Raw genomic sequence first — 9078 nt, forward strand, 5'->3', positions numbered from 1 at the left:
CTTTAACCAATATTGATGAATTACTTGATTTACCACTTGTTGAGCGTAGCCAAAAAATTCTTTCAGCATTAATTGGGGACGAACTCCCAACCGAAACCTTAAATACCATGGTAAAAAATGCGTTTACTTTCCCTGCTCCACTTGCCAAAGTAAATGAGCAAATCTACGCATTAGAGCTTTTCCACGGTCCAACATTGGCATTTAAAGACTTTGGTGGTCGCTTTATGGCACAAGCCCTTGCAGCAGTGCGTGGCGATGGCAAAATCACGATTCTGACTGCAACTTCTGGTGATACAGGTGCAGCGGTTGCTCACGCTTTTTATGGCTTAGAAAATATCAATGTCGTTATTCTTTATCCAAAAGGTAAAATCAGTCCACTTCAAGAAAAATTATTCTGTACTCTAGGGGGTAATATTCGCACAGTGGCAATTGAATCTGATTTTGATGCTTGCCAAGCCCTTGTGAAACAAGCCTTTGATGATGAAGAATTACGCCAAGCAATCGGGCTAAACTCTGCAAACTCAATTAACATCAGCCGTTTGCTTGCTCAAGTGTGTTACTACTTCGAAGCAGTGGCACAATTACCAAAAGAAAAACGTAATAACGTAGTGGTTTCTGTGCCAAGTGGTAACTTCGGTAACTTAACCGCAGGATTGATTGCGAAAACTTTAGGCTTACCAATCAAACGTTTTATCGCCTCTACCAACGCTAACGACACCGTTCCTCGTTACTTACGTTCTGGAAAATGGGAACCGAATGCAACGGTTGCCACCCTTTCTAACGCAATGGACGTAAGCCGACCAAACAACTGGCCTCGTGTCGAAGAATTATTTAAACGCAATAACTGGAACTTAGCCGATCTTGGCTCTCTCTCATTAAATGATGATGAAACAGAAACCGCACTCAAAGTGGAATATGCTGAAGGCTATTTATGTGAACCACACGGAGCAATTGCTTACCAGGCTTTAAAAGATCAATTAAAAGCCGATGAAACAGGCATCTTCCTCTGCACCGCCCACCCAGCGAAATTTAAAGAATCGGTAGAACGTATTTTAAATATCGAGCTACCATTACCGGAAGCATTGGATAAACACAACAAACTCCCTCTACTTTCTGACACAATGGCGAATGATTTTGAAAAATTAAGAGCGTATTTGTTAGCGAAGTGATATAGGAATAAGCGGTAAGATCCTAATGATAATTTGCAAAAGTTTGAGAGGATCTTACCGCTTGATATTTAATGATTTTATTATGAAAAGAGCAATTATTGTTTTCATTTTTGGACTATTATCTATTCTGATATTACTAAGCTTAATAACGCTTATTTTTTATACCCATGAACAAAACCTTTTCAGTACTGTAATTTCTAGCTTAAGAGAATCAGCAAAAAACAACGGATTTTGGACTCTTCTAACAGTAATTATATCCTCTCCTGTTGCTTTTGCTATTTGGTATTTTCGTGATCAAAATACCACTCAACAAATTGAAAATGCTCGTAAAGATACTAACCTGAAAGAATTCCAAAAAATAGCTGAATGGGTAAGTGGTGCTCACCTAATTGAAGATAAATTTATTGAAAAAACGTCAAGAATTGATAATCAAAAAAAGGAACTAGAAATAACACAAGAATATACAGATATTCCTTGTGGCCTTTCTATTCCTACTTATAGCAAAAAAGATGGTGCAGTCGGGCTACAAATTGCAGCGATTTATAACTTATTGCCATTTTATCGAGGTGAGCATGGAGAAAGCTTCAAAAAGCCTGCGTTGAACTTGTTAACTTCTGCTTGGTTAGCCATGCAACAAAGAGATATAGAGGCTTTGGAAGCCACTAAGTCCACTAATCATTTGAAAAACAAGAGTATAAAAAATATCCGCAACAATGCCAGCTCTCCTATAGGAAGTGCTATTACACGAGTATTATTATCACTAAATAATAAGGGTGAAATCTGCTTATTAGAGCATAGAGAATTCTTCCCAGCATCATGCCTAGTTGGAATAAATTTTAATCGTGTTGGAGTTGATCGTAAAATACTAGAAAATATATTTAATAATTTAGACTGTAGAGGGGTGGATTTTACTGGAGCTAAACTTAAAAAAGTCCATTTCTATAACGCTAAACTTAGGAATGCTAATTTTACCAAGGCTGATTTGTTAAAAGCTGACTTTTCAAAAGCAAATTTAGACAAGGTTAATTTTACAGGAGCCGATTTAGAAAAAACTAATTTTACAGATGCAAAATCTATAGAAACCGCTGATTTTACTGGTGCCAAAAACCTCGATAAAGCTATCGGCTTACCGCTAGAAATTATTGAGAAATATAGTACTCCCTCAGAAAACTAATCAAAAATAAGCCTAGCTCATTGCTAGGCTTTTCTCTTTTCATCAACTGTTGCAAATCAATCACACAAACTCACCGCTTGTATTTCATCTTATTTTTCTATAACAGATTAAAGAGAAGCAATGTTGTAGATTTGCTCACCTTTTCTAATATTGAGCTACCCATTTTTACTGGAAGGATAACCAAGTTATGTCTTTTTATACTAAGAATTACTCGATCGGGAGATACTGACAATGCACTAAATTGAATAATAAAAATACAATTGGTTTGCAAAATATAAAGCTATATTGAAATTGATTTGATTAGCAATAAAATGCCATCAGATTCATGGAAAAATGATGTAAGTTCAAAACTATCTTCTTTTTTTACAAAATCATATTAGCAACTAATCACTTATAGCTATGAATTTTGTTTGTAATTTGGACATTGAATGATAGTATTCGCCGTCGCTTTTATTTACTCAACATTTATTTTATAGGAGTATATTTATGGATACCGCATTAATGCTATCTGCGGTTGTGGGATTAGGTATTGCAGCTCAATGGCTCGCTTGGTACTTAAAACAACCCTCTATTTTATTTTTATTGTTAATTGGTATTTTAATTGGACCTGTTTTCAACTTATTTAATCCTGATGTCATATTAAGTGATTTATTGTTTCCATTTATCTCATTAGGTGTTGCTGTTATTCTCTTTGAAGGAGCCTTAACTTTAGAGTTTGAAGAAATTAAACATCATGGAAGAGTCGTACAATTACTTGTTACCATAGGGATGTCGATCACTATTATATTGATATCTCTAATTACTTATTTCCTATTTGATATAGATTGGCGTATTGCTTTATTGTTTGGTTCTCTTGTCTGTGTAACTGGACCAACCGTTATTGTACCACTACTACGAAGTGTTCGACCTAATGAAAATATTTCAAATATTTTAAAATGGGAAGGGATAATTATTGATCCAATGGGGGCAATAGCTGTTGTTTTGGTTTATGAATATATCATTTCTGGTGGAGAAGCGAGTGAAATAGGAACCTTTGCAAAAATTATTGGTATTGCTGGTGTGTTAGGTATGGTTGGAGCATGGATTCTTGCGAATTTAATTAAACGTCACTTTATTCCTGAATTTTTACGTAATGTTTTTGTATTAGCCTATATATTATTATTATTCTCAACTTCAAATCATTTTGCTCATGAATCAGGTCTTTTAACAGTAACGGTATTAGGCGTTGCTTTGGCCAATTGGAAAAATTTTCCTAAAGAGAATATTTTAGAGTTTAAAGAGTCTCTTACCGTTCTATTAATCTCTGTCTTATTTATTGTATTAGCAGCACGTATGAATTTAGAGAGTTTGCTTAGCGTTGGACTTTCTGGAATTGCCCTACTCTTCCTTGCTATGTTTATAGTTCGCCCATTAGCTGTATGGATATCATCCTTCAGATCTAATTTAACTTTTAATGAAAAAGCCATGATTAGTTGGGTTGGGCCTAGAGGTATTGTAGCCGCGGCTATTTCTTCATTATTTGCTATTCAACTGCAAGGTTATAATATAAAAGGTACTGAGTTACTGATTCCTTTAGTATTCTTAATTATTATCGGTACTGTTTTGATTCAAGGACTAGGAGCTAAAGCTATTGCTGGATTACTTGGTGTACGTGAAGTGGCTAATACTGGTGTACTTATTGTCGGAAGTAGTCCAGTTGCATTAACTATTGCAAAATCATTAAAAGATCTTGGTATAGATGTTATTGTTGCAAATAGCAATTATAGTGAAATTTCAAAAGCAAGAATGTTGGGGTTACGTACTTATTATGGTAGCCCTATTTCTACTCATGCAGATAACTATTTAGATTTAATTGGAATTGGTTATTTATTTGCGATCAGTACAGATAAAGAGTTAAATACACTATCAGAAATTCATTATCGCCACGAGTTTGATGAAAATAATATCTATCGAATTCGCTTTAGTGAGGATAATAATCAAACTGAACGTCATAATAAGCATAGCTATCGCTCAAATTGGTTATTTGGACAAGATATTACTTACGCAAAACTAGCCAGCTTAATTTCTAAAAATGCTAGAATAAAAGTGACTAATCTGACGGACAATTATACTTTTGAGAAGTATAAAGAAGATAATAAGCAATTTTTACCACTCTATACTGTGGATGAAAATAATCTTATCTCTATTATTGATGCTGAACATATGCCAAAGAATTGCCGTTTAGTATCACTTGTACCTGAAGAAAAACTAGATAAATAAAATTAAATAAAGGCAATATAGTTCTAACTATAGTGCCTTTATTTTTATGTTGCTCAGATATATTACTTAAGATTTTTTATTACCAAATAAATTCCCAATTAAGAAACCAACTAATCCAATAAATAATGCTGGAACAATAGTGTGAAAACTCAAGAATGTGATACCAAAGCTTGCCATTATTACATAGCTAGCTAACCCAGCAATCATTGAACAAATTGCACCGGTTGCATTTGCTTTATCCCAATATAGCCCTAATACGATAACCCATAAGAAAGTTGATTCTAAGCCACCTAGTGATAATAGATTTAACCAAATCAACATATCAGGTGGGTTAAATGCCAGAATAAGAGCAAATAATGTGAGTAAAAGGGTGGCTAATGTTGAAAATAATTTGATACGAGATTCATTTTCTACTGCTTGAGGGCGAATAGCTAAATATAGATCTTTAATCATTGTTGAAGAAGATTGGATTAGCATTGAATCAATCGAAGACATAATTGCAGCCATTGGTGCTGCAAGGAAAATACCTGCAACAACAGGAGGAAGAACTTTTAACATTAAAGTTGGAATAACTTGATCTACGACTTTTAAATCAGGGGCAACAGCTCGACCTAATGCACCAGAAAGATGCATACCTAACATTAATACTGCGACAACAATAGTACCGATAATCATCCCATTATGCAAAGATTTACTATCTTTATATGCCATGCTTCTCACAGCTAAAGAAGGCAAGCCAATTAGTCCAAAACAGACAAGTACCCAAAATGATGCCATAAAGGTCAGGTCTAACGGGCGTTCATCTATTCCATAAGGTTCAATCAGTTGAGGGTTGATAGTTTCAAGCTGATTAACTGCATTTTCAACGCCTCCTGCTGCATAAATTACGCCCCCCAGTAGTAATGTTGTCCCCACTAACATTACTAAACCTTGTATAGTGTCTGTTAATACAACGGCTCTAAATCCACCAATAAAGGTATAAAGCCCGACTGTTATAGCAAAAATAAGAATAGCACTGGTATAAGATATACCGAGTGTAGTTTCAAGTAATCGACCTGCACCAATAAATTGAACAACAATCATGGCAAAAAATGACAGTAATAACGCAAAGCTTGATAGCCATACAACCACAGGGCTTTTATATCGAGCAAATAGCATATCATTGATTGTGATACTATTTGTTTTACGTGCGAGAATCGCAAATTTCTTACCCAAAATACCGAGAGATAGAATAACGGCAGGAACTTGTATCATGGCTAAAAGTACCCAGCCCAAACCATATTTATAGGCTGCCCCCGGTCCCCCAATAAAGCTACTTGCTCCCACATAAGTTGCGGCGATAGTCATAGCAAGAACAAATCCAGACATTGAGCGACCACCGACATAATATTCAGATAAAAAATTACCCTGTTGGCGTTTACGGTAAGCGTAGAAAGCTACACCGAATACGAAGCATAAGTAAGCAACAAGAGGGAGTAATATGGAAATATTCATTTTATTCTTTATCCTCTAAATCAATGTCCTTATAAACTGTTCTAATTACAATTATGGTGAGTAATACAAACAGGATGGATAAATAGATACAACTAAATTCAAACCAGATAGGAAAACCTAATAATCCTCTTCCAGTTGGTGAGAAATAAGCAAACCCAATCCAACCAATAAGATAGATAAAGGTGAGCCATAATGCCCAACGAACTTCTCGTTTAATTTGTTGTTGGTTTTTCATCTTTTTCTCCTAAAAAATAACCTCATAAAAATGAGGTTAAAACAGATTTGCAATTATAGCTATATAAATATGAATATCATTATGTTATGAACATTACTAATCATCTTCGGGCTTTGATTTCATTAATTCCTCATCGGTCGGCAAAGGCTGTCCAGTAAATGCGTGTAAAAATGCTTCACATAATAATTCACTATTTGTTGCATGACGAAGGTTATTAATTTGACGACGAGTACGTTCATTGGTCAAAATCTCCAATACTTTAATTGGAATAGAAACTGTAATTTTTTTGACTTGTTCACTTTTCTTCCCATGTTCTGCATAAGGGCTAATATATTCACCATTCCAATCTACCATTAATCGTTTCCTCATCATAAAAATGAAATTCCTGCGTATTCTAATTAAAATTAGACAGAATCGCAATCTAGACGTCCAGATTTCTTTATGGGCAAGCGGTCATTTCTCAAATAAATATTGCAAATTTATGGGAATACGGAAAAGTGTGCTATCATGTGCAATAATTATGAGCATTTATTTTTAAATGTAATGTTCTACACAATAGCAATGTTAGTTTATCTGTCACGTACCCATCCGTTATACCCTATCTAACTTTATTTTAACTACAAGATTATAATATTTATATTATTTCAAATAAGAAGAACTATGATACAAGATCCAAATTACCAACAAGAAAAAGAAAAATACGAAAACCCAGTCCCAAGTCGGGATTTCATTTTACAGACTATCCGTGAATATGATGCGCCGATGAGCAAAGAAGAATTGCTTACTCAATTTCAAATTGAAGATGATGATCGTAAAGAGGCGATTCGTCGTCGCTTACGAGCAATGGAAAATGATGGACAGTTAGTTTTCACTAAACGTCGTCGTTATGCCTTACCTGAAAAAATGGATTTATTAAAAGGTAGTGTGATTGGCCATCGTGATGGTTTTGGCTTTTTACAAGTTGAAGGCGATGATGACTGGTTTATTCCTAATGGGCAAATGTTGCGTGTTATGCATGGCGATTTTGTTTTAGCTCAACCAAATGGGAAAGATCGTCGAGGACGTAAAGAAGTGCGCATTGTTCGAGTACTTGAAGCACGTAAGAAACAAGTGGTTGGACGCTTTTTCACAGAATCAGGCATTAACTATGTTGTACCTGACGATAGCCGTTTACAGCAAGATATTTTAATCCCAGAAGAACATCGTTTAGGTGCGAGAATGGGACAAGTCGTTGTCGTTGAATTACAACCTCGAAAAGCCGATTTTAAACGCCCTGTTGGCTTTATTACCGAAATTCTTGGTGATAATTTAGCACCTGGTATGGAAATCGAAATTGCATTGCGAAACCACGATATTCCTCATGTTTGGAGTGAAGGGGTAGAAAAACAAATTCGTCAGTTTAATGAAGAAGTGCCAGAAGAAGCGAAAAAAGGGCGAATTGATCTGCGGAACTTACCGCTTGTTACCATTGATGGTGAAAGTGCGAGAGATTTTGATGATGCCGTATTCTGCCAAAAAGAAGAAAATGGTTGGCGTTTATGGGTGGCGATTGCTGATGTCAGCTATTATGTTCGTCCGAAAACTGCTCTTGATTTAGAAGCACAACAAAGAGGTAATTCTGTTTACTTCCCAAATCGTGTTGTGCCAATGTTGCCTGAAGTCTTATCAAATGGGCTTTGTTCACTTAATCCTCAAGTCGATAGATTATGTCTTGTGGCAGAAATGCGTATTTCTTCGAAAGGACAGCTAGAAGAATATGAGTTTTACGAAGCGGTAATGAATTCTCACGCTCGTTTAACTTATACAAAAGTATGGCAAATTCTAGAAGGTAATGAAGAATTACAAGAACGTTATGCGTCACTTGTTCCTCATTTAAATGAACTGAATAATATGTATAAAGTATTAGTTAAAGCTCGCCAGCAACGTGGTGCAATTGAGTTTGAAACTATCGAGAATCAATTTATTTTCAATCCTCAAGGTAGAATTGAAAGAATTGAACCGGTGATTCGTAATGATGCACATAAAATCATTGAAGAATGTATGATTCTAGCCAATATTGCTTCTGCTCGATTTATCGAAAATGCCGATGAACCTTCGCTATATCGTGTTCATGCACAACCTAGCGAAGAAAAATTAACAAGTTTTAAAACATTCTTGAAAGAGTGTGGTTTATTCCTCGATGGTGGATTAAAACCAACACCAAAAGATTATGCCAAATTATTGGATATTGTTAGAGAACGTCCAGATAAAACATTAATTCAAACCATGTTATTACGTTCATTAAAACAAGCGATTTATTCGCCTGATAATGAGGGCCATTTTGGTTTAGCCTTAACGGAGTATGCACACTTTACTTCGCCAATTCGTCGTTATCCCGATCTCTTAGTCCATCGAGCAATTAAGTATTTAATTGAAAAGGGAAAGGGCAATACTCGTCAGTATACAGACGGTGGTGGTTACCACTATAAACTTGATGATATGGATCAGTTTGGCGAAAAATGTTCAGCAACAGAACGCAGAGCAGATGATGCGACAAGAGATGTAGCGGATTGGTTGAAATGTGAATATATGCAAGATCATATCGGCGAAGTTTTTGATGGTGTAATTTCAAGCGTCACCGGCTTTGGATTATTCGTAAAATTAAATGATTTGTTGATTGATGGTTTAGTACATATTTCTCACTTGGATAATGGTTATTATCATTTTGATAGTGATCGTCAACGCTTAGTTGGAAAAAATGGCAATAT

At 35.4% G+C, this 9078-nt stretch carries 6 protein-coding genes and 1 pseudogene; 4 read left to right on the forward strand and 3 right to left on the reverse strand.

Going from position 1 to position 9078, the window contains the following annotated elements; all coding sequences use genetic code 11:
- The 3 genes from thrC to Q1J40_RS08010 all read left to right on the forward strand — a co-directional run.
- On the forward strand, nt 1-1169 hold a 1169-nt coding region (thrC, locus tag Q1J40_RS08000), incomplete at its 5' end, for a threonine synthase (RefSeq protein ID WP_301099586.1).
- 82 nt (nt 1170-1251) lie between these two features.
- Nucleotides 1252-2343, forward strand: a complete 1092-nt coding sequence (locus tag Q1J40_RS08005) for a pentapeptide repeat-containing protein (RefSeq protein ID WP_301099587.1) — start codon at nt 1252-1254, stop codon at nt 2341-2343.
- 486 nt (nt 2344-2829) lie between these two features.
- Nucleotides 2830-4602: a cation:proton antiporter gene (locus tag Q1J40_RS08010; RefSeq protein WP_301099588.1), complete on the forward strand. Its 1773-nt coding sequence runs from the start codon at nt 2830-2832 to the stop codon at nt 4600-4602.
- A 66-nt stretch (nt 4603-4668) separates the two neighbouring features.
- On the opposite strand, the gene panF is transcribed toward Q1J40_RS08010, so the two are convergent.
- The 3 genes and pseudogenes from panF to metJ form a co-directional block, all read right to left on the reverse strand.
- Nucleotides 4669-6096 (reverse strand): sodium/pantothenate symporter, encoded by a 1428-nt coding sequence (gene panF / locus Q1J40_RS08015; RefSeq protein ID WP_301099589.1) that lies wholly within the window; start codon nt 6094-6096, stop codon nt 4669-4671.
- Between the two features lies 1 nt (nt 6097).
- On the reverse strand, nt 6098-6331 hold the full coding sequence (locus tag Q1J40_RS08020; RefSeq protein WP_301099590.1) for a YhdT family protein: 234 nt from the start codon (nt 6329-6331) through the stop codon (nt 6098-6100).
- 102 nt (nt 6332-6433) lie between these two features.
- Nucleotides 6434-6685, reverse strand: a pseudogene (metJ, locus tag Q1J40_RS08025) (met regulon transcriptional regulator MetJ); the annotation flags it as partial.
- 306 nt (nt 6686-6991) lie between these two features.
- Here metJ and rnr point away from each other — a divergent pair.
- Nucleotides 6992-9078 (forward strand): ribonuclease R (gene rnr, locus Q1J40_RS08030; RefSeq protein ID WP_301099591.1); only part of this gene is annotated, 2087 nt, incomplete at its 3' end.

This window comes from Otariodibacter sp., assembly GCF_029256985.1.
Classification (GTDB): domain Bacteria; phylum Pseudomonadota; class Gammaproteobacteria; order Enterobacterales; family Pasteurellaceae; genus Otariodibacter.

Coding starts and splice junctions, on each gene's coding strand:
- Q1J40_RS08010 (WP_301099588.1), top strand. CDS start 2,830: ATGGATACCGCATTAATGCTATCTGCGGTTGTGGGATTAGGTATTGCA.
- panF (WP_301099589.1), bottom strand. CDS start 6,096: ATGAATATTTCCATATTACTCCCTCTTGTTGCTTACTTATGCTTCGTA.
- Q1J40_RS08005 (WP_301099587.1), top strand. CDS start 1,252: ATGAAAAGAGCAATTATTGTTTTCATTTTTGGACTATTATCTATTCTG.
- Q1J40_RS08020 (WP_301099590.1), bottom strand. CDS start 6,331: ATGAAAAACCAACAACAAATTAAACGAGAAGTTCGTTGGGCATTATGG.